The sequence below is a fragment of the Lacinutrix sp. MEBiC02595 genome, from assembly GCF_053601555.1.
The window spans coordinates 619,713-645,186 of the sequence record NZ_JBSHNU010000243.1 but is presented as its reverse complement, the minus strand read 5'-3'; the positions used below and the strand labels follow the sequence as shown (position 1 = coordinate 645,186).

The 25,474-nt window shown below is 33.5% G+C and carries 19 protein-coding genes; 18 read left to right on the top strand and 1 reads right to left on the bottom strand.

What is annotated here, in order from left to right; all coding sequences use genetic code 11:
* Positions 1–65: 65 nt before the first annotated feature.
* Both ACVCZW_RS16500 and ACVCZW_RS16495 read left to right on the top strand, forming a co-directional pair.
* Positions 66–965, top strand: a complete 900-nt coding sequence (locus tag ACVCZW_RS16500; protein WP_452232938.1) for a DMT family transporter — start codon at positions 66–68, stop codon at positions 963–965.
* A 562-nt stretch (positions 966–1,527) separates the two neighbouring features.
* A complete protein-coding gene (locus ACVCZW_RS16495) occupies positions 1,528–1,995 on the top strand; it encodes an H-type lectin domain-containing protein (protein ID WP_452232937.1) in 468 nt (155 codons plus the stop codon).
* Positions 1,996–2,028: 33 nt separating this feature from the next.
* Here ACVCZW_RS16495 and ACVCZW_RS16490 read toward each other — a convergent pair whose 3' ends face one another.
* Positions 2,029–2,697 (bottom strand): C40 family peptidase, encoded by a 669-nt coding sequence (locus ACVCZW_RS16490; RefSeq protein WP_452230787.1) that lies wholly within the window; start codon positions 2,695–2,697, stop codon positions 2,029–2,031.
* A 448-nt stretch (positions 2,698–3,145) separates the two neighbouring features.
* On the opposite strand from ACVCZW_RS16490, the gene ACVCZW_RS16485 reads away from it, so the two are divergent.
* The 16 genes from ACVCZW_RS16485 to ACVCZW_RS16410 all read left to right on the top strand — a co-directional run bounded on the left by ACVCZW_RS16485 (position 3,146) and on the right by ACVCZW_RS16410 (position 25,440).
* Positions 3,146–4,075, top strand: coding sequence for a polysaccharide lyase family 7 protein (locus ACVCZW_RS16485; protein ID WP_452232936.1), 930 nt, complete (start codon positions 3,146–3,148; stop codon positions 4,073–4,075).
* Between the two features lie 77 nt (positions 4,076–4,152).
* Entirely contained in the window at positions 4,153–6,462 is a 2,310-nt protein-coding gene (locus ACVCZW_RS16480) for a chondroitinase-B domain-containing protein (RefSeq protein ID WP_452232935.1), read from the top strand.
* 25 nt (positions 6,463–6,487) lie between these two features.
* On the top strand, positions 6,488–7,510 hold the full coding sequence (locus ACVCZW_RS16475; protein ID WP_452232934.1) for a polysaccharide lyase family 7 protein: 1,023 nt from the start codon (positions 6,488–6,490) through the stop codon (positions 7,508–7,510).
* Positions 7,511–7,611: 101 nt separating this feature from the next.
* Positions 7,612–9,495 (top strand): NADP-dependent phosphogluconate dehydrogenase, encoded by a 1,884-nt coding sequence (gene gndA, locus ACVCZW_RS16470; RefSeq protein WP_452232933.1) that lies wholly within the window; start codon positions 7,612–7,614, stop codon positions 9,493–9,495.
* Between the two features lie 27 nt (positions 9,496–9,522).
* Complete coding sequence (locus tag ACVCZW_RS16465; protein WP_452232932.1) at positions 9,523–10,797, top strand: Nramp family divalent metal transporter; 1,275 nt, start codon at positions 9,523–9,525, stop codon at positions 10,795–10,797.
* 41 nt (positions 10,798–10,838) lie between these two features.
* The gene (locus tag ACVCZW_RS16460; RefSeq protein ID WP_452232931.1) at positions 10,839–11,942 is read left to right on the top strand and encodes a polysaccharide lyase family 7 protein; all 1,104 of its coding nucleotides are present in this window, start codon (positions 10,839–10,841) and stop codon (positions 11,940–11,942) included.
* 12 nt (positions 11,943–11,954) lie between these two features.
* Positions 11,955–12,722 (top strand): SDR family NAD(P)-dependent oxidoreductase, encoded by a 768-nt coding sequence (locus tag ACVCZW_RS16455; RefSeq protein WP_452232930.1) that lies wholly within the window; start codon positions 11,955–11,957, stop codon positions 12,720–12,722.
* 34 nt (positions 12,723–12,756) lie between these two features.
* A complete protein-coding gene (locus ACVCZW_RS16450; RefSeq protein WP_452232929.1) occupies positions 12,757–15,030 on the top strand; it encodes an alginate lyase family protein in 2,274 nt (757 codons plus the stop codon).
* A gap of 76 nt (positions 15,031–15,106) precedes the next feature.
* Positions 15,107–15,481 (top strand): cupin domain-containing protein, encoded by a 375-nt coding sequence (locus tag ACVCZW_RS16445; RefSeq protein ID WP_452232928.1) that lies wholly within the window; start codon positions 15,107–15,109, stop codon positions 15,479–15,481.
* Positions 15,482–15,967: 486 nt separating this feature from the next.
* Complete coding sequence (locus tag ACVCZW_RS16440) at positions 15,968–19,054, top strand: SusC/RagA family TonB-linked outer membrane protein (RefSeq protein ID WP_452232927.1); 3,087 nt, start codon at positions 15,968–15,970, stop codon at positions 19,052–19,054.
* 10 nt (positions 19,055–19,064) lie between these two features.
* Positions 19,065–20,510, top strand: coding sequence for a RagB/SusD family nutrient uptake outer membrane protein (locus ACVCZW_RS16435; RefSeq protein WP_452230776.1), 1,446 nt, complete (start codon positions 19,065–19,067; stop codon positions 20,508–20,510).
* 16 nt (positions 20,511–20,526) lie between these two features.
* Positions 20,527–21,525, top strand: coding sequence for a PKD domain-containing protein (locus ACVCZW_RS16430; RefSeq protein ID WP_452232926.1), 999 nt, complete (start codon positions 20,527–20,529; stop codon positions 21,523–21,525).
* 28 nt (positions 21,526–21,553) lie between these two features.
* On the top strand, positions 21,554–22,456 hold the full coding sequence (locus tag ACVCZW_RS16425) for a polysaccharide lyase family 7 protein (protein ID WP_452232925.1): 903 nt from the start codon (positions 21,554–21,556) through the stop codon (positions 22,454–22,456).
* A 144-nt stretch (positions 22,457–22,600) separates the two neighbouring features.
* The gene (locus ACVCZW_RS16420; protein WP_452230773.1) at positions 22,601–23,302 is read left to right on the top strand and encodes a FadR/GntR family transcriptional regulator; all 702 of its coding nucleotides are present in this window, start codon (positions 22,601–22,603) and stop codon (positions 23,300–23,302) included.
* A gap of 28 nt (positions 23,303–23,330) precedes the next feature.
* On the top strand, positions 23,331–24,632 hold the full coding sequence (locus ACVCZW_RS16415) for an MFS transporter (protein ID WP_452230772.1): 1,302 nt from the start codon (positions 23,331–23,333) through the stop codon (positions 24,630–24,632).
* A 43-nt stretch (positions 24,633–24,675) separates the two neighbouring features.
* On the top strand, positions 24,676–25,440 hold the full coding sequence (locus ACVCZW_RS16410; RefSeq protein ID WP_452230771.1) for an SDR family NAD(P)-dependent oxidoreductase: 765 nt from the start codon (positions 24,676–24,678) through the stop codon (positions 25,438–25,440).
* Positions 25,441–25,474: the final 34 nt, after the last annotated feature.

The following is a 25,474-nucleotide window of genomic DNA, read 5'->3' as shown; positions in this document are numbered from 1 at the left end:
ATCATTAAATCCGTAAAGTAGAACTACTTTTGCCGATTCATTTTAAGTCGCTAAATAATTTTTAGATGAAAAAGGCAAGAATCGCATTGGCTATTGGAATACTGTGTATTTCTATATTCCCTATTTTGGTGAAGTTAAACCTAACTCCAGGAGTTATTTCTGCATTCTATAGAATGTTGTTTTCCTTACTGTTGTTATTACCTTATGCTTTAATAAGCAAGCAACTTAAAATTCCGAATGTAAAAACTGCCATTTTAGCCATTATTTGTGGTGTTATCTTTGGTAGTGATGTTGCTGTATGGAATATTGCTATTCAAGAATCTACTGCTACGCAAGCATCTTTACTAACCAACTTATCACCTGTTTGGCTTGGTATTTTTTCGTTGTTATTTGTTAAAGATAAACCTAAAACTAATTTTTGGATAGGAACAATAATTGCCGTTTTTGGTATGATGATGCTCGTTGGTTTTACGGTATTTAGAAATCTTGATTTTGATTTACCTTTTAGTTTTGGTGTGCTTTCTGGTGTTTTGTATGCCGTTTATATGCTGATTAGTAAAGAGGTTTTAAAAACCATGAATGTCATTTCATTTATGACGATAAGTTTAATGGCATCTTCCCTTCATTTAGCAATAGTAAGTTATGCTTTAAACGAACCTTTTGCTGGTTTTTCTAATGCAGGCTGGCTGGTTTTAATTGCTCAAGCTGTTTTTTGTCAGCTTTTAGCATGGTTACTTATTAGCTATGCTACACAGCATATGCGCGCAACTAGAGTTTCATTAAGTTTATTAGGACAAGGTATTTTAGCATCTATTTTCGCTTGGATATTTATAGATGAAACCATTTCACTACAAATGGTTTTAGGCGGTTTAATTTTGCTTTTTGGAATTCGTATAACCTTTTATGAAAAACAAATCCTAACGTCTTTTAAAAATAAATTGTTTAAAACCAAAAAAATAAATTAGAGCGTTTTTATATACATGTGCAACACCCTGCATTTTACCTACTACTAAAACCGCATTACAAAACGCTTAGGTAATCTAAGATCTATACCTCTTAGCTATGTAGCTTCAGAAAAGGCATACCTACCTCTTATTACTTAACAACAATTTTGCCTGCTTTGTGCATCTTAAGATTAAAGTCGATTAGTATATGATGCTAATGTTTATGATGCTTTTTCAAGAAATTAATACATATTTAGATTTATACGAATAAAGCACTGCTAAATTCTGAAAAAGAATGTGTTTGAAAAATATATTCCCTCAAAACAAAACGAATAGTTGTAAAAAATCGTAAAAAACCTACAAAACCTTTGGTAAAATGACCGTTAATGTGTTATATTCGTACTTTGTCGATTAAAAGATGGACAAAAACCCCTAAAAACCCTAACAATAGCAGTGAAATATTTAATAAAAGTTTTTTTTATTTAATATTTTTAAAAACATTATTTAGAATTCCGAATTACCAGTGTGAGGGCCTGGTTGTACAGAATATTAATACTGTAATGCTAGCAACATTAATAGCAAAATGATTAAAAAATTAGTACTCATTCCCCTAGTGTGTATCTTATTACTCTCTTTTAAATCGTCTAACGATGTTTCTTCAGAACACATTCTGAAAGATTTCTGGTTACTTAATAAAGTATCTTATGTAGAACCAGACATGTACGATAGAATAACTCTTTTTAATGATGTAACCAATTTTTGCTTTGAGCAAAGTCTTTGGAGGTTTAGCGAATTAAACAATACTGGAAGTTACGCAATAAACGATCTTTATTGTTCTTTTGGAAAACGAAACATTTCTTTTGACGTATCTAAGTCTTCAAAAAAAACAGGACTGTATGACGTTGTTTTAAAAATAGAAAATAGCAATGGTGGTACGGACAGATTTAAAGTAAAAATCACAGAAATTACAAACAAATCTATGCAATGGAATTACACCACGTGGGTGAATAAAAGACCATATACTATAAAAATGAGTTTTCTTAAAAAATAAGTCTACCTTTTATAAAACAAGAATCCGTTTCATTTACCCATTCAAAAGACTTTCAAAAACCGCTCTAGATTGACTACCATAAATACCATCAACGGTAATAGCGTTAGCGGTTTGGAATGCTTTAAGAGCCGTTTCTGTTTTAGGTCCAAAAACACCATCTGCACTTCCGGTAAGGTAATTTAGCTGGATTAATATTTTTTGCAATAATTTCACCTTTTCACTGCTATCCCCTTTTCTTAGATATCCTGTCGGAATTTCTAAGTCTTCCACTAAATCATCCGTTAAACTTCTAAATTCAATAATCCGATCTAATGTAAACGTTTGAATATTTACTTCATCCGATTGATTTCCGCCTAGGCAATAAATAGATTTTCCACTTTTAGTATATCCCAAAAAGAATCCGACGTGACCAAAAAGACTATGAATATCATTTCGCCAAAAAACAACAATATCCCCTGGTTGTGGCCAATCGGTTTTTTTACCAACCTTCAACCAGCTTCTAGCCATAGCACTATTAGACATTTCCAAATTAGCTTGTAACGCTACCCAGTTTGCAAAAATACTGCACCAAGCAACCTCATCATTACCAAAGTCTAAACCAGTCATTTCTTGGTATTCTAAAATACGTTCGTTGTGTGCAGAACCGCTAATTTCTTTTTGGCCAAGTTCGCCAAATGCAATTTTTAAAGTATCACCTAACATAATTATAAAATTTAAAGAGTTTATAATATGCTATTAAAAGTAGAAGGGAGATTTAATAAAAATAACAAAAAAACAGATAACAAGCTGATTTAAAAACTTTTATTTTAAAAAGTCGTTTTTATTAAACAGTACATTTACTCTAATGACCGCAACAAAAAAAGATGAAAAACAACAAATAAACTAGCTCGTATTATCCGTTCTTAATGGAAACAATCATAGCACACTTTAAACGGAATGAATCCAACGAACACAGACAAGCAATGCTTCTTTAAATATTTAATTTCATAGCTGTTCATTTAATATAAATTCATTATTATTCTTGCTAATAACGCCACAAAATGCATTGTTTTTTATTAAATACATAATATAAAATTTGTTTGTTAAACATATATACATATATTTGGTAAACCAATCTGGTTAACCAATTAGCCGTATTTAACAACAATTGATGAAAACAAACACTAAAAACCAACTATTACAAGTACTCACAATTTGTATTGTGTCTATAGTTTTTAGCTGTACTACTGCCGACAATGCATCAGAGAATACGGTAATAACAGAACCAGAAAACGATAATTCGGAAGAAGAAGAAATCATAGCATATGCAGATATCGACTTCTCTAATTGGAAAGTAACTTTACCAGTCGATGAAAACAGTAATGGTAGTCCGGATGAGTATTCCCCTTCGCAATTAATAAATTTTGGGTATCGAACATTAGCGCCTGTACAACCATATATGTATGATGATACAACGGATGCTTCCTTGCTATTTTATACATTTCCAGATATCTCTACCACAAACAGCTCGTACTCTAGAACCGAATTAAGAGAGCTTATAAACCCAAATAGCTCTAGTGAAAACTGGACCTTATTAGAAGGTGGTGAAATGACAGGGCGCTTAAAAGTCGATGCCGTTTCCGAAAACACACAATCTAGTGATACGTATCACAAAGTAATTGTCATGCAAATTCATGGTATCATTTCTCAAGAAGATATGAATACACATGGATTCTCTTCCAATAATGGTCCTCCATTAATAAAGATTTATTGGAAAGATGGCTACATATGGTCCCACAAAAAATCGTTACTAGAGGAGACCACCGATGGAGACGATTTATTAGAAACATCTAGCAGTACATGGACAGACATTAAAGTAAATCTTGGCTATGTTGGTAATGCCGCTTTCGATTTCAGAATAACAGCAAGGGATGCTAAAATCGAAATACAACTAAACACAGATACACCTTATGTTTATGAAGATATTAGTCTAGACAAATGGCCTTATGAAAACTACTTCAAAGCAGGTAATTATTTAACAACTACCGATGCAGATGCATTTTCGTATGTAAAATATTATAGCCTAAGTGTTACGCATTAAGTAAAACAATTTTAAAGCCTTCTAAACCGAAAGGCTTTTTGTATTTTAAAAAACAACAACGTATTAATAATTCTTTTATGAAAAAAATAGCTTCCATTTTAATCCTAACCTTACTACTAGTCGCTTGCAGTAACACAGAAACTACTAGCGTAAATACAGTATCCAATATAGAAGAATTAAACAACGCCATTAAGAATAGCAAACCTGGAGACAACATTGTTTTAGCTAATGGAATTTGGAAAGATGTCGAAATAAAATTCACAGGAAAAGGAACCAAAGACAATCCTATAACCATTAAAGCAGAAACCGAAGGTCAAGTTTTTATTGAAGGGATTTCCAACCTAGCTTTTGGTGGTGAATATTTAGAAGTTAGTGGTCTACATTTTAGAAATGGATATTCTCCATCCGAAAATGTAATCGCTTTCCGTTTAGACAAAAATACGATTGCAAATAACTGTAAAGTTACAAACTGTGTTATTGTAGATTTCAACAAACCACAACGTGATGATGATGATCTTTGGGTACAGTTTTATGGAAGACATAACGAGCTAAGCAACTCCTATCTTGCTGGAAAAACAAACGGCGGACCAACAGTAAGAGTGGATCTAAAAGGTGTGGAAAGCATTAAAAATTACCATAAAATTATAAACAATCATTTTGGACCACGCCCAAGAAAAGGTGGAGCAAGAGGTGAAACGATTCAGTTAGGAAGTAGCTTTACTTCTATGAGCCCTAGTAACACCACCATTGCAAATAACTTATTTGAGGAATGTAATGGCGAAGTAGAAATCATTTCAAGTAAAACTAACTTCAACGAAATTAGAAATAATGTTTTTTATAAAAGTGAAGGTTCTGTAGTTACGCGTCATGGAAACTACGTAACTATTGATGGAAACTACTTTATTGGTGATGGCGTAAATGAACAATATGGTGGAATTAGAATTATAAATACAGGACATTGGGTTACCAATAATTATTTTTTCAACTTAAAAGGAAAAAGCTTTAGAAGTCCGTTGGCAGTTATGAATGGTATTCCAAAATCCCCATTAAACCGGTACAATCAGGTAACCGATGTGGTGGTTGCATATAACACATACGTAAATTGTAGTTCGCCTTGGCAATTTGGTGTAGGTACCAATATTGCACAAGCAGATGTTTTGCCTAAGTCCGAAATCCGTTCTGCACGAGCAATTAGAACTACTGTTGCTAATAATGTGGTGTATAATGATAAAGGTCTAGAAAGTATTGTTATTGAAAATGACAAAGCAGATGGCGTTACTTTTAAAAATAATATTGTAGATAATCAAGGTGTAAAATTCAAAGACTTTGATGGCGGCATTATCGCTGCATCTTTAACGCTGAAAAAAGTATCTGATAACATCATGTTTCCAACAGGAATTCCTAGTGATGTAGAAGCTTATAATGGTTTTGATTTCAACACTATTGAAAACGACCTATTTGGAAACTCTAGAAAAAACAGCAAAAGTATTGGTGCCGTTGTAGGTGTAGATTTTAATAATCCTAACATTTTAGATAAATCCAAATATGGTGCTTCTTGGTATTCTAACGAAATGAAAGCAAAAGACCCAATAACGCATACGGTAACTAAAGCAGAACAATTACAAACTAAAATAGATGCTGCAAATAATGGTGATATTATCGCTGTAGCGGAAGGCATTTACGGTATTTCAAAATCTATAGTAATTAATAAAACACTGACTATCCAATCCGAAGGAAAAGCACAACTCGTTTTTTCAGGCGCAATCGATACGCCATTATTTTCTTTACAACCTAAAGGAAAACTGACAGTAAACAATTTGATCTTAAAAGGAAATGCTTCCAACTATGCTTTTGCTAGTTTAAAAGAGAATATGTCGAATCATTTCGGATTAACGGTTACTAATACAGAAATAAGTGATTTCAACTATGTTTTAAGAGCGTATAAACAATCCTTTTCCGAACGTATTACTTTTGAAAACACTTCCATTTCAGACTGTGAAAATGGTATAGAATTATCTGAAGAAACCAACGATCGAGGCGATTATAACACCGAATATTTAACCATTAACAACTGTAAATTCAACAACGTAAAACAAAATGTTGTGGATTATTATAGAGGTGGTTATGACGAGTCTACTATTGGAGGAAACCTTTTAGTAGCTAACAGCACATTCACAAATTGTGGTGCAAATGAGAAAAACAAAAGATTATTTAATCATAACGGAATTGTAAATGTGAATATCCACAACAACACATTTAAAAATAATGATGTGAAATTTGTGTCTATTCTTTGGGGAGCAAAAAACAATGTAGAATCTGAAAATACAGTAACTAATTCCGGACAAATTAAGACGGAAGAAAATCTAGTTATGACACTAATGTATTAATCAAAATGTAAAAATGAATCCACAAATGAAAAAATCAATATTTACAATTTTTACGCTTCTACTAATTGTTGGATGTAAAAACAATACAAAAACTACTCCAGAAGTACCAGTTGAAAAGGAAACGGCACAAGCAAAAAAACAGCCAAGTGACGTCATTCCATTTATGGATAAATGGAAAATTCTTTTAGGCGACGGAACCTACGTGGAGGATTTAGTAAACTTTCAAAAAGACGACTTCTTTTATGTAGAAAATGATGGTAAAACGGATTGGGTGGTATACAAAACACCAAACTCTGGTATCACTTCAAAAACATCTAGTAACACAAGAACAGAACTTGGTGAAAAAGCACATTGGATTCCAGAAACTGGCGGAAAACTAACAGGAACACTTAAAGTACAACACGTTTCTACAACTGGAAATGCCGATATTTCCTCTGCGTTTTCAGTTGTCGTTGGACAAATTCATAGTGATGAAGGACATGAAAATGAGCCTTTAAAAATCTATTATAAAAAATTCCCTGGCCATACAAAAGGTGCTGTTTTTTGGAACTATGAAATAAACACCAAAGGGGATAACTCTGGAAGATGGGATTACTCTACTGCAGTTTGGGGTTATGATTTTTCTAACGTTGGAGACAATGCAACTACAAGTCCTGCAGAGCCAGAAGATGGTATTGCATTAGGCGAAGAATTTAGTTACGAGGTAAATATTTATAAAGGTATGATGTATTTAACTTTTACCAGTGCAGGACATGAGACTATCACCTTTACAAAAAATTTACTGAAATCCGATTTTGCTACAAAAGCGCAAATTCCACAACAGATTATAGATAGGTATGCTTCCAGAAGAAAAGTAGGTGTAGAAAGAGAAATTGCATATGCTGGCGAAATCAATTATTTCAAACAAGGCGCCTATAATCAAGCTAATATTAAAACAGGATCTAAAACCTACGATGGTGATATAGTAAAACAATATGCTAACGGAAGTTACACAGAAGTTTGGTTTAAAAATGCAACTGTAGGAGAAGGAACAAATCCCAACGAATAAAACAAAGAAATCTTGAAACATCCATAGCTAAAATTTAGTCGCATAGCGGAATAATTGTATGGATGTTACATCTGACAAATAAAAATAATAAGTATAAGCAGATGAAAAAAGTAATATTTATAATGGGAGTTTCGGGTTGTGGTAAAAGCACTATCGGAAAACTATTAGCGCAAGAATTAGATATTCCTTTTTTTGATGGTGACGATTTTCATCCAAAGGCTAACATTAAAAAAATGTCTAGTGGTGAAGCTTTAAATGACAACGACAGACAAGGTTGGTTAGAAACATTGAATGCTTTAGCGAAAAAGCAACGCACTAAAAATAGTTGTGTCATTGTCTGTTCTGCATTAAAACAAAAGTATCGAGATATATTAAGTTTAAATATCGAAGCCCAAACAAAATGGGTGTATTTAAGTGGCACTTTTAATCAGATTTACAATAGAATGCATAAGAGATCAGATCACTTTATGCCTTCGGAATTATTACAATCGCAGTTTGATACTTTAGAAGAACCTAAAGATGCTTTGAAAATCGACATTAGCACAACACCAGAAAATATTATAAAAACGATAAAAAAAGGATTAATGGATAAATCAGCATTTGGATTATTTGGTTTGGGTGTCATGGGAAAAAGCCTATGCCGAAATCTAGCAAAAAACGGATTTAAAATCGCCATGTTTAACAGGCATGTCGATGGCGTTGAAGAAGATGTTGCTAAAAACTTTAAAGCAAGTTATTCCGAATTATCTGAAGCTGCTGCCTTTGATGATATTTCCGCTTTTGTAAACGCTTTGCAAACACCAAGAAAAATAATGCTGATGGTGAACGCTGGAAAGACAATAGATTATGTTATTGAAGATCTGCTTCCGTATTTATCAAAAAACGATATTTTAATTGATGGTGGAAACTCCAATTATTTAAAAACGAAAGAACGTGGTGACTATTTAAAAACGAAAGGCATTCACTTTATAGGAACTGGTGTTTCAGGAGGTGAAGAAGGCGCATTAAACGGACCATCTATAATGCCAAGCGGCGACTTAGAAGCGTATAATAAGGTGAAGCCTTTTCTAGATAAAATTGCAGCAAAAGACAAAAACAATGTACCGTGCAGTACCTATGTTGGACCAGAAGGAAGTGGTCATTTTATAAAAATGGTACACAATGGTGTAGAGTATGTAGAAATGCAATTGCTTGCTGAGGTTTGTACTATTTTAGAAGCTTCCGGACAAAATTTAGACGAGATTGCTAATACCTTAGAAACTTGGAAAAGCACAGCAGATAGCTACTTGTTAGAAATAACCATAGATATTCTAAGAAAAAAGGAAGGTACCGATTGGTTAGTAAAAAAAATATTAGATAAAGCAGGAAATAAAGGTACAGGAAACTGGACCACTATTGCTTCCGCAGAACTAGGAGTACCCAGCACATTAATCGCTTCTGCCCTATTCTCTCGTTATATCTCGTTTTACAAAGAAGAACGTCTTCAGCTAAATAAAATTTTTAAAAGCGAAAATTCTTCCGTAGTACATAGTACTTCCTCTGAAATTTTAGAAGCGTATCAATTTGCCAGAATTATAAATCATTACCAAGGATTTAAACTCATCTCAGAAGCTTCCAATAAATTCTCATGGGATTTAAATTTAAGCGAGATTGCTAGAATTTGGACCAACGGCTGCATCATAAGATCCACTTTAATGGAAGAATTGGTTTCTGTTTTTAAAGAGACGACAAACATATTAACCAACACGCAACTTATAGCTTCGATAAAACAATACAAACCTGCTGCAAAAAAGGTAGTGTCGCAATGTATTCTTAATGATATTACGGCGCCTTGTTTAGGAGAATCTATTCCGTTTTTTAACGGCATTACAACAGAAAATTCTTATGCAAACATCCTACAAGCACAACGCGATTATTTTGGAGCACACACCTATAAAAGAATAGATGATGATGGTGTAAAAAGCCATCATACCATCTGGAAATAACACAAACGAATCAAACCAACATATACTATGGACGTAACACAACCTAAAAAATCCTTTCTCAAAAAAATTATCGCATTAATATTGGGGTTTGGCCCTGGTATTTTCGCTATTGGTTACACCATTGGCACAGGTAGTGTAACCTCTATGATTGTTGCAGGAAGTAAGTTTAATATGCAACTACTTTGGGTACTTTTGTTAAGTTGTTTGTTCTCTGGTATTTTAATGTTTGCCTATGGTAATTACGCATTATTAACTGGTGAAACTGCGCTTTACGGATTTAAAAAACACTTTAAATACGGAAAAATATTAGCCATATTAATTATAGTTGGTATTACGTTTGGACAATGGAATTCGTTAATGGGGATTTTAGGAATCTCTTCCAATATTATTTTTGAAATCTTATCTATAAATTTTGAAGGTTTAGCAGCCCATAAATATGAGACCGTTTTAATAACAGCCATTGTGATTATCGTTACGTTTTATCTTTTAATGTTAGTTGGTAAGTACACTTTCTTCGAAAAAATACTTGTCATTTTTGTAACCTTAATGGGAATATCTTTTGTACTTTCCTTATGCTTTGTGCAACCACTTCCTTTAGATGTTGTAAAAGGATTAATACCAACAATACCAGATGTGGTTGGCGGTAAAATGTTGGTTGCTGCTTTTGTTGGTACTACAATGGCTTCGGCTACATTTTTATCTAGACCACTTTTTGTAAAAGGAAAAGGATGGACTATTAAAAACCTAGATCAGCAAAAAAAGGATGCTATTACAGCTGCTATTTTAATTTTTGTAATTAGTGGTGTGATCATGGCTGTTGCTGCAGGTGCTTTATTTTACCAAGGCAAAGAAGTAACACATGTATTAGATATGGCAAATACTTTAGAGCCTGTTGCTGGTAAATGGGCCGTTACTATTTTCTTTTTCGGAGCATTAAGCGCTGGTTTATCCTCTATTTTCCCGTGTTTATTAATCGCACCTTTATTAGTTGCAGATTATCAATCGGGAGAATTAGACACCAACTCACGTCAGTTTAGAATCATTACGGCTATTGCTTGTTTAGTAGCTTTAATTGGTCCTGCATTTGGAGCAAATCCTATTGAAATTCAAATACTATCACAAGTATTTAATGTATTTGTTTTACCGCTAGTAATTCTTGGCATTATAATGATGATCAACAGTAAAAAAATAATGAAAGGATATAAGACTGGTATTTTTGTTAATATAGGATTATCTGCAGCTTTACTATTCTCTTTGATTATTTCGTATAACGGAATTATAGCCTTAACAGAATATTTCTAATCGATATTTAAGACCTTAAAATGAATTTAAAAAATATAAAAATGAATAAAAAAACCACCACAATAGCACTTTGTATTTTATGTGCCATTTTCACACTGAGTAGCTGTAAGAATACAGATAAAAAAGAAGAGGTAAAAGCCGAAGAAAAAGAGATTGAAAAAACAGTATATGCAAGTGATGTCATTCCGTTTTTCGATGATTGGAAATTAGTTTTAGGAAATGGCGCTAATGTTGGAATTGCAAATAATTTGGAAGACAAAGACTTCTTTTACACAGCACAGGATAGCGATGGTGATTGGGTAGTTTTTAAAGCACCAAATGCAGGAAGCACACACGGAACTTCAAACAATACAAGAACCGAATTGGCACAAACCAAAAAATGGTATCCAGAAACGGCTAATGATAAATTAACTGCAACTCTTAAAGTGATGCAAGTTTCTGCTACTGGAGATGCGCGTGTAGCTGCTTCACATGCTGTAGTTGTTGGTCAAATCCATAGTGCAGATAAACATGAAAACGAACCGCTTAAAATATTTTACAAAAAATTCCCAGGACATACCAAAGGATCTGTTTTTTGGCATTACGAAATAAATACGGAAGGTGATGACAATTCTGGAAGATGGGATTATTCTTCAGCAGTTTGGGGAAATGACTTTTCTGTCGTTGGTAAAACCGCAGATACCTATCCTGAAGAACCTAAAGATGGTATTGCTCTTGGTGAACCGTTCAGCTATGAAGTAGAAGTTAAAGATGGTATCATGACCTTAAATTTCACAAGTGAAGGACATGAAACAAAAACATTTACAAAAAACTTATTAGTATCTGAATACGCAACAAAAGCAGATATCCCAGAACAAACACAAAAACTATTTGTACCAATTGGTCAAGATGGTGTAGAACGCAAAGCCGCTTACGCTGGTGAAGGTTGTTTTTTCAAATTAGGAGCTTATAACCAAACCAACGGAAAATCTCCAGAAATAAATAAAAACTGGTGTTCTGGTGCAGAAACACATGGTGGCGATATTGCAAAACAATATGCAGATGGAAACTACGCGGAAGTATGGTTTAAAACAGGAAGTATTTCGGTAAGTGAAAATGCAGTATCTAACGATGGCTATTTCAATAAAAATGATAAAGTAAAATAAACTCTAATTACGATGACAAATAATAAATTAACAGGTAAAAATATACTAATCACAGCAGGTGCTCAAGGAATTGGAGAATCTATTACCAGACATTTTATAGATAGTGGTTCTAATGTCGCTATTCACTATTTTTCTAGTGCAGATACTGCGAATCAATTAGTAGATTACGCACATAGCAAAGGAGTAAAAGCAGTTGCCATATCTGGTGACTTAACAAAAGAAGCCGATGCAAATGCACTGGTAGAAAAAACAGTAGAAGCTTTTGGAGGTTTAGACATCCTTATCAATAACGCAGGTTCTTTGGTTGCACGAAAAATGCTGAATGAAATGGAAACGGAGTTCTGGCATAAGGTAATGGACATCAACCTTACATCAATGATGTTTGTTACGCGAGCAGCTGCTCCATATTTAGCAAAACAGGACAATAGCAGTATTGTTAATTTAGCATCCCTTGCAGGACGTAAAGGTGGTCATCCAGGATCTCTTGTGTACTCTACGAGTAAAGGTGCCATCTTAACATTTACACGCGCGTTGTCTACAGAGTTAGGTGCACAAGGTACTCGAGTGAACGCGGTTTCTCCAGGCCTTATTCTTGGTACCTCCTTTCACAATACACATACCACAAAAGAATCTGCAGCTGCCACAACTGCAGGTATACCAATACAACGGGCAGGTAATGCTGCCGATGTAGCACGAGCAGTTTTATACTTGGCTTCAGAATACGACGGTTTTATTACGGGAGCTACGCTAGATATTAATGGTGGTGTTTATAATATGTAGTTTTATTATATTACCAATACAATAGATCTTTTTTATGAAAAATAAATTCTCTTTTCACTTTATTCTAATCTTTGTTTTATGCTTGTTGTTTTCATGCAAAAAAGAAAACACAACGGTGTCCAATAAGGAAACAGCAACATCTAATTTGCAAGCGCATCCTAATTTAATTTTAACTGCACAAGGCGTTAAAGACATTAGAGCACAATTGGGGAATATTCCAATTTTTGATAAAACGTTAAAAGCAGTTAAAGAGGAAATAGATGCAGAAATTGCACTAGGTATAGACACGCCAATTCCTATAGATTATTCTGGAGGATATACACATGTACGTCATAAACGAAACATGATTGTTTTGCAAAAAGCAGGTGTTTTATATCAAATTTTAGAAGACGAAAAATATGCGAAGTATGTAAAAGACATGTTGATGCAATACGAAGCGATGTACAAGACATTACCATTGCATCCAAAAACAAGATCGTACGCAAGAGGAAAATTATTCTGGCAATGTTTAAATGATTCGAATTGGTTGGTATATGTAAGTCAGGCTTATGATTGTATCTATAATTATTTATCGGAAGAAGAACGCAATAAACTAGAAACTAACTTATTTAAACCGTTTGCAGATCACATTTCTATAGATAGTCCGCAATTTTACCAAAGAGTACACAACCATAGTACCTGGGGAAATGCAGCTGTTGGAATGATAGGTTTAGTAATGAATGACCAAGAATTAATTGATCGTGCTTTGTACGGAATTAAAGATTTAAAATTAGATACTAAAGAAAAAGATGATGATGGTGGTTTTTTAAATAAAGACGGAAAAGCAGGCTTTTTAGCGAATATAGAAGAGCCTTTTTCTCCGGATGGATATTATAACGAAGGACCATATTACCAACGCTACGCGATGTATCCGTTTTTAATTTTTGCGGAAGGATTACACAACGTCAAACCAGAATTAAAAATATTTGAATATAAAGATGGCGTACTTTTAAAATCGATTAATGCACTTCTGAATTTATCGGATGCGGATGGCGATTTTTTCCCACTTAACGATGGTCAAAAAGGAATGTCGTATTACACCAGTGCCTTAGTTACGGCAGTAGATATTTCGTATCATTTTGGAACTCAAGATCCAGGTCTATTAAGCATAGCCTCTGCACAAGACCGTGTGTTGTTAGACGATTCTGGTCTTGCTGTAGCACTCGGAATAAAAAATGGTAAAGCAACTCCTTTCCTCAAAAAATCTATTAATCTTTCCGATGGACCAAATGGTACACAAGGTGGTGTTGCCATATTAAGAAATGAAGATATAGAACTCGTGTTTAAGTATGCAGCGCAAGGATCTAGTCATGGTCATTATGATAAGCTATCTTATTCTTTATACGAAAAAGGCGAAGAAATTCTTCAAGATTACGGTTTAGCACGCTTTGTTAATATCGAACAAAAAGGTGGTGGAAATTACCTAAAGGAAAACAAGACTTGGGCAAAACAAACCATTGCACATAATACAGTAACACAAAACGAAACGTCTCATTTTAATGCGAAGTATGAAGTAGGAAGTCAGCACCATTCGGTACTAAACTATTTTTCTTCAGAAAATGAAAACATTCAAGTTGCTAGTGCAAAAGAAAGTAATGCCTATCCTGGAACAGAGATGCTTCGTACCATGGCCATTATAAAAGATGGAGATTTCGAGAAACCATACATATTAGATATCATGAAAGTGACTTCTAACAAAGCAAATCAATATGATTTTCCGTATTACTTCTTAGGACAAGTAATACAAACAAGTTTTGACTACAAAACACCTAAGACATTAAACCCTTTAGGAACAAAAAATGGATATCAACATCTATTTGTAGAAGGAACCGCAAAAGCAACTAGTGATAACAGTAAATTATCGTGGTTAAATAAAGGGAACTTTTACACCTTAACATCTGTAACCAATACTAAGGATGAATTGTTATTTACTAGAATTGGAGCAAACGATCCAGAGTTTAATTTAAGACGTGAAGCTGCTTTCATGTTAAGAAGAAAAAATGCTAAAAACACTATTTTTGTTTCGGCAATTGAAGCACACGGAAACTATAGTCCGGTTACAGAATCCGCAGTAAACTCTAATAGTAATATTACAGCTTTAAAAGTGGTTTTAGATACTGCAGATTATACTGCAATACAAATCACCAATATAAAAGGGAATACAAAACTGTTTATAACAGCAAACAGAGATGCTTCTAAAGAAGGACAACATAATGTAAAAATAAACGATAAGAATTATGAATGGTCTGGTTCTTATTATTTCAAATAAAAAAATAAATCAAGTGTCATACAGAGCACAGTCGAAGTGGACATTAAAAATATAAAAACTAATAAAAATAAATATTATGAAAAGATTTAGCGAAAAGTACGTCATCACAAAAGATATGGAATGGGAAGTTCTTGGTGGCGGAGTATCCAGAAAGTTCTTAGGTTACGATAACCAAATCATGATGGTAAGAGTGAAGTTTGACAAAGGTGCATTAGGTGCTCCACATCAACATTTTCATACGCAAGCAACCTATTGTGTTTCTGGTAAATTTGAATTTGAAATAGATGGAGAAAAGCAAATTGTAGAAGCAGGAGATGGGGTTTATATTGAACCTAATTTATTACATAGTGCAGTTTGTTTAGAAGAAGGAGAATTAATTGATACTTTTAGTCCCGTTAGAGAAGATTTTTTAAGTGGTGATGCAGTATCTTATTTTGCAGATAAGTCTTAAAAAAAATACTAGCAATTTCTAGAGGTAAAAAACAGTTTTATGGGATTTTAGAGATTCTATATACATTTCACCTCTAGAAATGCATGAAGTAACTTACCATAAAGAAGGAATATTGAGAAATAATTCCTTTACTCCTATATATGAGGACTTTACAAAACAGCGGTAAAACCCTTACACTTAAAGCAAATCTTTGCTATTTTAACTCAAACATATACTCATTTACCATATAAAATTCACGAAAACGTTGTAATTAACAAAATTTTATATATATTTGGTAAACCAATCTGGTAAACCAATTTTTTTTACTGGATTAATACCAAAAAAAAAGGACAGGTTTTAAAGCCTACCCTTTTTAAAAACACTTCTTCGACGGAAGTAATTATGTAATAAAACATAACATTACAAAAGTAACAAACATATTGATACTTGCCTAATAATTGTGTTTTTAGTAAAACAAATTAATTAACTAAAACTTAAAAATTAATTATGAATTTAAAAGCTAAATCGGCATTATTTGCATTACTCTTTATGTGCATTTCTGCCTTTGCCCAAGAAAAAGTAACGATAACAGGGCTCGTGGTAGATGCTAATGACAACATGCCTTTACCGAGTGTAAATGTAATTATTGTAGGTACTAGTACGGGTACAAGTACTGATTTTGATGGTAACTACCAAATACAAGTTAATAAAGGTGATGTAATACAATTCTCTTATATAGGTTATATCTCACAAACTGTAATTATTGATAATCAAAGTACAATCGACATGTCTTTAGCTGCAGATGCTAATAATTTAGATGAGGTTGTTGTAATTGGTTATGGTACACAAAAGAAAAGTCACTTAACAGGATCTATCTCTAAAGTAGTAAACGAAGATTTAGATCAAATAGCCGTTTCTCGTGTAGATGACGCTTTAGTAGGTCAAGTATCTGGTGTAAACATTGCTGCTACAGAAGGTGAGGCTGGTTCTGCACCAACTATTACTATTCGTGGTGCTGGATCTATTACAGGTAACTCTACTCCTTTAATAGTTGTAGATGGTTTAGTAGTAGACGATGACTATTTAGGATCGTTAGACATGAATGATGTAAAATCTTTTGAAGTACTAAAAGATGCTGCATCTTCTTCTATTTATGGATCTCGTGGAGCTAATGGTATTATTATGATTACAACTAAAGATGGTAAGGAAGGTCCTACCAAATTTAGCTATAATACTTTTACAGGATTTAAAGAAGCTAGACATAGTGATGCATACACATTCACTGTAAAAGAAACTGCTGAAAGAGAGTTAGCAGCAACTGGAATGCTTTCAGATAGAACAAAATTCAAGCAATTATTAGGAGATAATACAAACTGGCAAGATGTTATTTTTGATGGTGGTGTTATTTCAAGTCACTCTTTCGCCGCAAGAGGTGGTAGTAAAAGAACAAAATTTAGTACAGCAATAAACTATGTACATGATGAAGGTGTTTTATTAACAGATGATTATAAAAAATACAGTCTTAAATTAAAAGTAGACACTAAATTAAGTGATAAATTATCTTTTGGTGTTAACCTATCGCCTTCTATCACAAATAGAAGAAGATTTGATGGATCTACACATGATATCTTACGTCAACCATCTTGGTTACCAGTATATGTTACTGCAGACAACATTCAATATGTAAACCGTTTAAGAGATGGTGGTGCTTATGCAGATGTACAAATTGGTGATTATGCGCAACAACGTATGTTTGATAATTTTGATTTAGATTCAGGAACTACATTGGCAAGTGGTGGTACAAGTATTAGTAATACTTCTAACACAAATCCTGCTGCCAAAATTTTAGAACGCGATCGTACAGATGATAAATTCAAACTTTTTGGAAGTATCTATGGAAAATATGATATTACAGATGCATTAAGCTTTAAATCTACACTTGGTGGAGATTTACAAAACACACAACAACGTAGATGGCAAGGTGTAAAAGCTAGTAGAAATGGAGCAGATGCCGCGCAATTAGATTTATTTAACGAACAGCGTATACACATGTCTACAGACAACTATTTTTCTTATGACAAAAACTTTGGTAAGCATGACATTTCTGCTATTCTTGGTTTTGCTGCAGAAAAATGGAATTTTAGCAATGACGGACAATCTGCAAATGGATATACTTCAGATAAATTACAAACAATATCTGCTGGAACAACTATAATAGATTTCGAATCTGAAGAATACGAAAAAGCATTAATCGGATTTTTTGCTAGAGCAAATTATGCTTTCGACAACAAATACTTAGTATCTGCTAGTTTTAGACGTGATGGTAGTTCTATTTTTGGTGATAATTCTAAATACGGAAACTTCCCTGCTTTTTCTGTTGGATGGATACTTAGTAATGAAAGCTTTTTAGAAGACAGTAATATTGTTAGTAAATTAAAATTACGTGCAAGTTATGGTTTCACTGGTAATGATGGTTTAGATACAAACAATGATCAAATTGACCATTACCCATCTCTTTCTTTACTGGATACATCTACAGCAGTAATAAATGGTAGTGCAATTAACGGGTACAACCCTTTAAATATTGCCAATGAAGACCTACAATGGGAACGTTTAAGAGAATTTAACCCAGGTATTGACTTTGGTTTTTTTAACAATATAATCTCTGGTTCTTTTGATTATTATGAAAGAACAAGTGATCAGTTATTATTAAACAACCCTATCTCTTCTACAACTGGTTTCAATGAAGCTTTAGTAAACCTTGGTGAAGTTAAGAATAGTGGTATGGAATTTGAATTACGTTCGCGTAATTATTCAAGAGAGAATTTTTCTTGGAACACAACTTTAATAGCATCTAAAAACGAAAACGAATTAATTGACTTTGCAGAATCTAATGGTCAAATTCAAAATGTCGATGAAAAGAGAGCTGCAGAATGGGTTAACCTACAAGGTAATCCTATCTCATCTTTTTACGGTTGGGTTGTAGATGAAGAAATTCCTTTAGAATTCATTTCAAACCCTTACCATCCAATTGGAGGTCAAGCTCAAGATGTATATGTAAAAGATTTAAATGGTGATGGAATAATTGATGATGATGATAAAACAATTTTAGGAGATCCTTACCCAGACTTAGTTTGGAGTTTATCTAATGACTTTCAAATTTATGGTTTCGATGTGTCTTTCATGTTTCAAGGAAGTCACGGAGCAGAAGTTCGTAATATGGCAGATCAATATATTTTTAATCACTTTAACTCTTCTCAAGATTATGTTTCTTCAACACCTAATCAAGGATTTATTAAAGAAAAAATATTCACAAATTCTATCATACAAGATGCTTCTTATGTAGCATTAAGAACAATAAGCATCGGTTACACTTTACCGGATAGTTTAATTTCTAAATTAAAACTAAGTAAACTTAGATTATATGCAACAGGTCAAAACCTTATGTACTTTACTGCAGATAATTATACAGGTTTTAATCCAGAATCTATTTATCATACTTCTGGCACACAATTATCTACAACATATGGATACCAAAGAGGTGGTTCTCCAATAAATCAAACAATATCAGTAGGCTTAAATGTTCAATTTTAATATAATAAAAATGAAAAACATAACAAAACACATTAAAAAGCTTAATTTATTCATACTAGCCGTAACACTATTTTCATGCGGTGAAGATTTTTTAAGCCCAGCACCGACATCTGTATTAATTGCAGATACTTACTTTGCTTCTGAAGCAGATTTAGAAGCAGCTCTTGTAAACATGTACGATGGAATACAAGGTGAAAACTCTACAAGCAATGGCGACAACCATGCATTACAAGTAGAGTTTTATCTAACCGAAATGCGTAGCGATAATACCCGAACTAAAAGTAGTGAAGGAGAAGCTGCTCAATTTGAAAACTACAGCGTTGTAGCAACTAACGGAATTGTAAGTGACTACTACAGAAGTTTTTATAATGTAATTTTTAGAGCAAACACGGTTTTAGCACATTTAGATATTGCAACAGATGCAAATCGTGCAAAAATTGAAGGAGAAGCAAAATTTGTTCGTGCTTACGCATATTTTAACTTAGTACGTTTATACGGAGACATTCCATTAATAGATAGAGTTCTTGAAATTACAGATCCAAATTACAATTCGCTAGCGTATACAAGAGTAGATAAAGCAACTGTTTACGAATTAATTGAAAGCGATTTATTAACTGCTATTGATGGTTTAGACAACACTTATGTATCTCGTGCTTCTTTAGCTGCAGCTCAGACGTTACTAGCTAAAGTATATTTAACACTTGGTACTAATTATTTAGACGCACAACTTTTATGCGAAGCAGTAATGGGAAGTGGTTTTACATTAGAACCAAATTTTAAAGATGTATTTTATACAGAATTAAATAATGAATTAATCTTTTCTATAGGATATATAGGAGATTCTTCTCAAGATAGTCAAAACTTTTCTGCAGAGTGGTTAAACGCTGTTGGTAGAACAAGTGGTGTAAACTATACTACAGAAGATGTAAGAACGGTAATAGATGCTTTAGGAGGAGATAGAAAACCGTATTCTTATCGCGTAGATACAGAACAACCATCACAATTTCAAGTTGCAAAATACATACCTGATGGAGATGCTACCTTAGATATATCACCGACATCTACAGATCCTACTTCTGCTGGAAATGACTGGATTGTTTTACGTTATGCAGATGTACTTTTAATGCATGTAGAATCAATTATGGCAGGAACAAGTAGTACTTCGGTACAAGCAGCCCTAGATTCTTTCGAGCTTGTAAGATTAAGAGCAGGTTTACTTGCTGATGATGACAATAATATTACCAAACAAGAATTATTAGATGAAAGACGCGTAGAATTAGCTTTCGAAAATCAAAGATTTTTTGATTTAGTTAGATTCAACGAAGCACAAAATGTGTTATCTGCTTTTTCTACAGCTACAGGAGGAACTTTTAATGCTTCTGATCTTTTATTACCAATTCCACAAAGAGAAATTAACTTAAGTAACGGTCTTTTATCACAAAACCCTGGTTACTAATTAAAATACAAAAACAATGAAAAAACAATTAAAAAATAGTTTTTGGGTTATCGTTGCAATGGCAACCGTGACCTTAATTAATAGCTGTGACGATTTTGAACAATTCGAACCAATTGGTGAAAATTCTATAGAAGATGCAACGCCTCCAAATGCTTTCTTTTCTTATTCACAAGGACAAGGTGTAGGAGAAGCTTGGAAAGGTTACACATTTGCCAATGCTTCTACAAGTGCTACAACTTACGCTTGGAATTTTGGTAATGGAGATACATCAACAGATGTAGATGGCGCTACTGTTTATCCGGGTGAAGGTACATATACGGTTTCTTTAACTGCTTCAGATAATTTAGGAGTAGTAAGTACCTATTCAGAAACATTTGACGTGGTAGAGCCGGAAGAACCTTTAGTTGCAAACCCAACTTTAATCAATGCCGATTTTGATAAACTTCCTAAAAATAATGGAAACTCAAGTGACTGTGCATGTTCTGGATGGGATAATGATGATATAGGAGAACAAGGGGAATCTAGTTCTGGTAATGGAGGTTCAGATAACGTTCTTAAATTTGATAATAACGAGCCAGATCATATCTATCAAGAATTTGAAGTTACTCCAAATGCAGAGTATTCTATAGCGATAGTTACTTCATTTAAAGGCTTAGAAAACAATACGCCTCCAATGGATAGTATGCTCGAAGTACGAGTTTTATCTGGAGCAGGATACGTTAGCGGCTATACACCAGCTTATTATGCTACTGCTACAGAATATCCAAGTTCTGGTTATGGTTATACAACTGTTGCTCAAGTGGAAAACACTACAAACAATCTTTTAACAGAGACAATAGTGAACCCTGGTAATGACAATTATAATACTACTACATATACATTTAATGCAGGAGCTAATAATAGTGTCGCTCTTTTTGTAAGAGGTATGGGTGGAGCTGCCGGTGGTACATACGGATATAACAGTGGTGATGAAGAAATTCGTGCCGATTCTGTAACAATTACAGCCCTTAACTAATTATAAATAAATTTAAAAACTGAATCAAATGCGCATAAAAATTAAATTAATAGCATTATTCGTATTTGCTTCAGTTCTAAATGGGAATTGCCAATCTAATAAAACAGTTACTGAAGCCAAAGTAGAATCTAAAAAAAAGAAGAAAAAAAAGAAAAAGTATAAACTTCCAGAAATAGATTTAACGCATTGGTCATTAACAATTCCAGATGGAGAAAATGGTAAAGCAAAAAGTTTTAAAGGAAAAGATGTTGTTGTTAATTATGCAACCAATGAAGAAATAAAACCTTACATGTACAATGACTCTACCAGAGGAGCTTTAGTATTTTATGCATATCCTAGTAAGGCAACTACCGCTAATACCAAATACTCTAGATCAGAGCTAAGAGAGCAAATGATTCCTGGAAACAACAATGTTAACTGGACCTTTAAGCAAGGTGCTTACATGAAAGGTAAATTAGCAATGGATGAGGTAACACGAGATAGTGAAGGTAAATACCATAGAGTAATTATCATGCAAATACATGGAAGACTTACAGATGACCAAAGAGATTTAATTGGTCAAAAAGATAATAATGCTCCTCCAATGTTAAAAATATACTGGGATAAAGGTAAAATTAGAGTGAAAACTAAAGTGCTTAAAGATTTAAATGCTACCGAAGAAGAAATGCTACATGAAGATGCTTGGGGAGATGATGACGGTTTTAATTTTGAACAAGAAGTAGGCTTTAAAAAATTCACTCTAGAAGTAGAAATATCGGATGGTAAAATGGTTATCATTTTAAACAAAAACGAATATAAAGTGTATGAAAATATACACATGAAAAAATGGGGAGTATTTGAAAACTACTTTAAAGCAGGAAACTATTTTCAAAGTAGAGATAAAGATGCTTTTGCTAAAGTTAGATATTACGATTTAGAAGTCACACATTAAAAATATTTTGATTAGTCTTATTGTGATTTAGTTAAGCTTTAAAGGTCTATAAAAGGCCTTAAAGTTTGGCTTATAGATTATACTTCTATTCGATTTTAGTAAATTTAGCCACTTAAACAAAACAGCAATAAAAAACATTAATTTATGAAATTAGAGGTCACTACAAAAACGGAAAAATTTGATGTCCAAAAACATATCATTGCTAGTATTCGAGATTTAATAAACTTAAAAAATCTAGAACCTGGAGATAAACTACCTGCAGAGCGTGTACTAGCCGAAAAATTTGAAGTGTCTAGAAGTAATGTTAGAGAAGCTATTCAAAAACTAGAGTTATATGGCTTACTAAAATCTATTCCGCAAAGCGGAACATTTGTAGCAAACATTGGTGTCATTGCCATGAATGGTATGATTAACGATATTTTAAGATTAGAGGATCCAGATTTCAAATCACTAGTGGAAACTAGAATCTTATTAGAATTAAAAACAGTACGATTAGCCGCGATAAGAAGAACGGAAGCGGATTTAAAAAAAATGAAAGCAACAATAGATGCATATTCCAAAAAGGTTTTAAATGGGGAAGATGCTGTTCAAGAAGACTTATTATTTCACTTAGCTATAGCTAAAGCAAGTGGCAATAGCTCTATGAATACTTTCATGTTAATTATTACACCTGAAATTATTACCAATTTTGAAAAATATCATGTTTGTAATAAAAACTTAGCACAAAAAGGTATTGAAGAACACCAAGCTATTTACGATGCCATTGAAAGGCAAGATCCGCAATTAGCAAAACAAAAAATGAAAGATCATTTTAGTGAATTATATCAATACTGTTATAAGGATTAAAAATATAAACTAACTAGACGAAACAAGCATGAAGGTAAAAGGACTAAGATGGTGGGTAGTAGGACTTGTGGCTTTGGCTGCAGTTATTAATTACATAGATAGACAAGCTTTTGGAGCGCTTTGGCCAGACATAGCTAATGATTTATTTCCAGAAATGGATAAGGATGGACATAAAGCAATCTATGGTACAATTTCAACAGTATTCATACTTTCATATGCTGGAGGTCAAGCCCTTTTTGGTAAAATTTTTGATTGGATAGGAACCAGAATTGGTTTTGCAATTTCGATTGGTGTATGGTCTATTGCTACTCTAATGCATGCATTTGCTCAAGGATTGTTAAGTTTTGGAATTTTCAGATCTATATTAGGGATTGCGGAAGCAGGAAATTGGCCTGGTGCCGCTAAAGCTAATGCAGAATGGTTTCCAACTAAAGAAAGAGCTCTTGCTCAAGGAATCTTTAATTCAGGAGCAGCTATAGGAGGTATCGTAGCATATCCAGTGATCGGGCTATTATCTGTTTATTTCGATTGGAAGGCAATATTTATAGTTGTAGCAGTACTTGGGTTTTTATGGTTACTACCTTGGTTATACGTAGTAAAAGGAGCTCCTAAATCACACCCTTGGTTGACAGATGATGAAAAAAAATATATTCTATCCGGACAAAGAAATCAGGATATTGATGAAGATGGTAGTTTTGATGAAGGTTACGCTCCCGACACTAGCCAATTACTAAAACATAAAGAGAGTTGGGGAGTAATAATAGCATCCGCAGCAATTGATCCTATTTGGTGGCTATTTATCGTTTGGATACCAATCTACCTTTCTGAAGTTTTTGGAATGGATGTTAAACAAATAGCATTCTCGGCGTGGGTACCATATGTTGGTGCAATGATTGGAGCTATTTTTGGTGGTTTACTTGCAAAAAATAGAATTACAGCAGGATGGTCTGTAGATAAAACACGAAAAATGACGATCACTTTAGGTTGTTTAATAATGATTCCATGCTTCTTCCTATTAAAAGCACCTGCATCTGCTATGCAAGCAGTGATTATTATGGCTGTTTTACTTTTTGGATTTCAAGTAGCAATAGGTAATATACAAACTTTACCAAGTGATCTTTTTAGCGGAAAAATAGTAGGCACATTGTCAGGTTTTGCAGGTATGGCAGCCAAACTTGGTGCAGCTGGACTTACCATTTTAGTTACATTCATCACGACAGGAGGAAATTATACACCTGCTTTTTTAATAGGTGGCGCTTTAGCTATAATAGCGCTTTTAGCGGTTTGGTTATTATGCCCTAAAATAGAGCCTTTAAAACCTAAAGAATAATTAGAAAAAATAAAAAAAATATTAAAGAATAAAATTAGAAAAAATGAATAAAGCAAAAGAAAAAGTAGCTATCGTTACAGGTGCCACAGGAGGTATTGGTTTTGAAGTAGCAAAAAGATTAGGTAAAGATGGGTATACGGTAATTTTAAACGGTATAGATGATAAAGCTGGAGCTGAAAAACTGAAAGCGCTTACCGACGAAGGAATTACAGCAGAATACCATGGCTTTGATGTTACGAATGAAGCGGAAGTAACTTCTAACATTCAAGCAATTGGAAATAAGTATGGAAGAATTGACGTACTTGTGAATAATGCAGGTGGATTAGGTGGACGTTCTAGATTTGAAGAAATGACTACTGAGTTTTACAAAAATGTTATGGCTTTAAACTTGGATTCTGTTTTTTATGCATCCAGAGCTGCAATACCTTTCCTGAAAAATGGAGAACACCCTTCTATAATTAATTATACCTCTAATGCAGGATGGACTGCTGGTGGACCTGGAGCAGGAATCTACGGAACATCTAAAGCTGGAGTTCATGCAATTACTAGAGCATTAGCAAAAGATTTAGCAGAATATGGTATTAGAGTTAATGCTGTATCTCCAGGTACTATTGATACGCCATTTCATGCACAAATTAAAGCAACAAAACCAGAAGTTTTTGCTTCATGGGCAAACAATATTATGTTAGGTAGATTAGGACAACCAGAAGATGTGGCTGGAGTTGTTTCTTTCTTAGCAGGTAAAGATGCGTCATTCATAACTGCGGAAACTATCCAAATTGGTGGCGGACAAGCATTAGGAATCTAGAATTAGATATTTAAAAAGCCAAATAGAATTATTA

Excerpts from the sequence above, each read along its gene's own strand:
- ACVCZW_RS16500 (WP_452232938.1), top strand. The coding sequence starts at position 66 with ATGAAAAAGGCAAGAATCGCATTGGCTATTGGAATACTGTGTATTTCT.
- ACVCZW_RS16495 (WP_452232937.1), top strand. The coding sequence starts at position 1,528 with ATGATTAAAAAATTAGTACTCATTCCCCTAGTGTGTATCTTATTACTC.
- ACVCZW_RS16490 (WP_452230787.1), bottom strand. The coding sequence starts at position 2,697 with ATGTTAGGTGATACTTTAAAAATTGCATTTGGCGAACTTGGCCAAAAA.
- ACVCZW_RS16485 (WP_452232936.1), top strand. The coding sequence starts at position 3,146 with ATGAAAACAAACACTAAAAACCAACTATTACAAGTACTCACAATTTGT.
- ACVCZW_RS16480 (WP_452232935.1), top strand. The coding sequence starts at position 4,153 with ATGAAAAAAATAGCTTCCATTTTAATCCTAACCTTACTACTAGTCGCT.
- ACVCZW_RS16475 (WP_452232934.1), top strand. The coding sequence starts at position 6,488 with ATGAAAAAATCAATATTTACAATTTTTACGCTTCTACTAATTGTTGGA.
- gndA (WP_452232933.1), top strand. The coding sequence starts at position 7,612 with ATGAAAAAAGTAATATTTATAATGGGAGTTTCGGGTTGTGGTAAAAGC.
- ACVCZW_RS16465 (WP_452232932.1), top strand. The coding sequence starts at position 9,523 with ATGGACGTAACACAACCTAAAAAATCCTTTCTCAAAAAAATTATCGCA.
- ACVCZW_RS16460 (WP_452232931.1), top strand. The coding sequence starts at position 10,839 with ATGAATAAAAAAACCACCACAATAGCACTTTGTATTTTATGTGCCATT.
- ACVCZW_RS16455 (WP_452232930.1), top strand. The coding sequence starts at position 11,955 with ATGACAAATAATAAATTAACAGGTAAAAATATACTAATCACAGCAGGT.
- ACVCZW_RS16450 (WP_452232929.1), top strand. The coding sequence starts at position 12,757 with ATGAAAAATAAATTCTCTTTTCACTTTATTCTAATCTTTGTTTTATGC.
- ACVCZW_RS16445 (WP_452232928.1), top strand. The coding sequence starts at position 15,107 with ATGAAAAGATTTAGCGAAAAGTACGTCATCACAAAAGATATGGAATGG.
- ACVCZW_RS16440 (WP_452232927.1), top strand. The coding sequence starts at position 15,968 with ATGAATTTAAAAGCTAAATCGGCATTATTTGCATTACTCTTTATGTGC.
- ACVCZW_RS16435 (WP_452230776.1), top strand. The coding sequence starts at position 19,065 with ATGAAAAACATAACAAAACACATTAAAAAGCTTAATTTATTCATACTA.
- ACVCZW_RS16430 (WP_452232926.1), top strand. The coding sequence starts at position 20,527 with ATGAAAAAACAATTAAAAAATAGTTTTTGGGTTATCGTTGCAATGGCA.
- ACVCZW_RS16425 (WP_452232925.1), top strand. The coding sequence starts at position 21,554 with ATGCGCATAAAAATTAAATTAATAGCATTATTCGTATTTGCTTCAGTT.
- ACVCZW_RS16420 (WP_452230773.1), top strand. The coding sequence starts at position 22,601 with ATGAAATTAGAGGTCACTACAAAAACGGAAAAATTTGATGTCCAAAAA.
- ACVCZW_RS16415 (WP_452230772.1), top strand. The coding sequence starts at position 23,331 with ATGAAGGTAAAAGGACTAAGATGGTGGGTAGTAGGACTTGTGGCTTTG.
- ACVCZW_RS16410 (WP_452230771.1), top strand. The coding sequence starts at position 24,676 with ATGAATAAAGCAAAAGAAAAAGTAGCTATCGTTACAGGTGCCACAGGA.